Here is a 2,478-nt window from a genome sequence, read left to right as displayed (position 1 = left end):
CGCCGTCGAGGACGAACCGCAATCGCGGGGGCCACGGAAACGTGACCTCGCGATTGCCGATCTGTCGTCGGTGCGTTCGATCAAAGCGAACATCTTCGCCAATGGGTCGATTTGTTTCGAGGTCAGGCCGGTCGCATTAGTCGCGAGTGGAGGCGAACTGCGAAGGGTCGCGTGCCAGATGCTGGCCGGCCCCCTTGCGGCCGACCAGGGTGCCATCCGCGACGACCACCTCACCACGCACCAGTGTGGTCACGGGCCAACCGGTGACGCGGAGGCCCTCATAGGGCGTGTAATCGGGGCCGTGATGCAGGATGTCCTGGCTGATCGTCACCTCGCGCGTCGGATCCCAGATCGCGATATCTGCATCGGAGCCGATCGCGATCGTGCCCTTACGCGGGTAGAGACCATAGGTCTTGGCATGGTTGGTCGCCGAGAGGGCAACGAACCGGTTCAGATCGATTCGTCCCTTGACCACGCCTTCCGAAAACAGAATCGGCAACCGCGTCTCGACGCCGGGAATCCCGTTCGGCACCCAGCGAAAGCTGGTGCGGCCTTTCGGGGCGAGCTTTCCGGTCGTGTCGTAACGGAACGCGCAATGGTCGGAGGAGAAAACGCTGAAGATCCCTTGCTGCAATCCTTCCCAGCAGGCGACCTGGCTTGGGACATCGCGTGGCGGCGGACTGCAGACGTATTTGGTCCCCTCCATGTTGAGCCCCTCCATGTCCTTCTCGGTCAGGACGAGATATTGCGGGCAGGTTTCACCGAACACCTTGAGGCCGCGCTGCTGGGCACGACGGACTTCTTCCATCGCTTCGCGGTTGGAGACGTGGACGATCATCACGGGCACGTCGATCAGCTCGGCGAGGGCGATGGCGCGATGGGTGGCCTCGCGTTCGACGACAATCGGCCGGGATGCGCCGTGGAAATGCGGAGCGGTACGTCCGCCTCGCTCCAGGCGATCGGTGAGGAAACGGATGGCGTCGAAATTCTCGGCGTGGACCATGACCAGCGCGCCGGTCTCGCGGGCAACCGACATCACCTCGAGGATCTGGCGATCGCTGAGCGCCAGGTCTTCATAGGTCATGAATACCTTGAACGAGGTGTAGCCATCCTTGATCAGGGCCGGGAGCTCCTGGCCGAGGACCTGTTCGGTCGGGTCCGAAATGATCAGGTGGAAACTGACGTCGATGTAGCAATTGCCGTCAGCCTTGGCGTGATAGTCCCGCACCGCCTGCCGCAGGCTCTGTCCGCGTTCCTGCAGGCAGAACGGCAGCACCGTGGTGTTGCCGCCGAAGGCGGCGGAGCGTGTGCCGCTTTCGAAATCGTCGGCCATGACGATGCCCGGCCCGCTCGGCTGGGAAAAGTGGACATGGCTGTCGATGCCGCCGGGCAGGACCAGCCGGCCGGTAGCATCGATGGTCTGCCCCGCATCGCCGAGGCCGTGGCCGAGGGCTGCAATCCGTCCGTCCGATATCCCGACATCGCAGGCGAAGGTGTCGGACGCCGTCGCCACTGTGCCGCCGCGGATGATGGTGTCGAATGTCATGTCGCGCTCCGGTCCATCGGGTTCGTCGCCACAATGCAGCGCTGCTGCGTTCGCAGCAGCGCTCGCTGTCAGTTGGTGGGACCGTCGCCACGGATGACGAAAGTGGTGGCTTTCAGCTTGGTCATGCCGAACTTGTCGAACAGCTTGTCATAGGTGCCGTCGGTGCGGATGGCCGTCAGCGCGTCTGCCGCCGCCTGCGCCAGCAGCTTGTCGCGGAAGGCGAAGGTAATGTCGGTGCCGGCAATGTCCCTGACCCAGATCTTGGCGATGCCGCGCTGCTCGAGCGAGTTGGCGGTCTCGTTGATGTTGAGCGCAGCCTCGAGCTGCCCGGCGCGCAAGGCTGCCGAGGTCGCGGTAACCGTCGTGAAGGTGCGGAGGTCGATCTCCTTGAGGCCCTTCGCCACCATCGCGGTGTTGAACTCGCGCGCTTTGCGTTCGGTATAAGTCGCCGACTCGACGCCGACGATGCGGCCGGCGAGATCTTCGAACTTCTCCAGCTTCAGGCTCGATGCAGGATCGGTGTAGATGCTGATCGCCTGCTGCGCGTAGGGCACGAGGTACAGCATCTTCGAGCGCTCCTCGGTCCAGAACAGGCCGGTGTTGATGGCGTCGAAGCGGCCGGAGCGCAGACCCGGAATCATTGGCGGGAAATCCATCCGCAGGAACACCGGCTCGATGCAGATGCGTTTGGCGATTTCGCGCGCCAGTTCGACGTTGAGCCCCTGCAGTTCGCCCTTGTCGTCGATGAACTGCTGCGGTGGCAGGGTCGGATTGATCGACATCTGCCATTTGCCGGCTTCGATCAGGCTCGATGTCGGCACTTTTAGCGTGCAGCTCTGGGCGTGGGCTGTTGGGACGAGGCCGATCAGCACGGCCAGGGCGGAGAAGATACTGAGAAGTCGCATGACGTGAACCCCTTAAGTGAAAGTGAA

2 protein-coding genes are annotated in these 2,478 nt (G+C 63.2%); both read right to left on the bottom strand.

The features are described from left to right. Positions 1 to 136: 136 nt before the first annotated feature. Entirely contained in the window at positions 137 to 1,546 is a 1,410-nt protein-coding gene (gene hydA / locus JQ629_RS21765; protein ID WP_212414411.1) for a dihydropyrimidinase, read from the bottom strand. Between the two features lie 68 nt (positions 1,547 to 1,614). After that, positions 1,615 to 2,451, bottom strand: coding sequence for a transporter substrate-binding domain-containing protein (locus JQ629_RS21760; protein WP_212414410.1), 837 nt, complete (start codon positions 2,449 to 2,451; stop codon positions 1,615 to 1,617). Positions 2,452 to 2,478 lie beyond the last annotated feature (27 nt).

This window comes from Bradyrhizobium sp. AUGA SZCCT0222 (genome assembly GCF_018130205.1).
Classification (GTDB): domain Bacteria; phylum Pseudomonadota; class Alphaproteobacteria; order Rhizobiales; family Xanthobacteraceae; genus Bradyrhizobium.
Note: the sequence above shows the minus strand (reverse complement) of the source record. Positions and strands in the feature narration are given on the sequence as shown.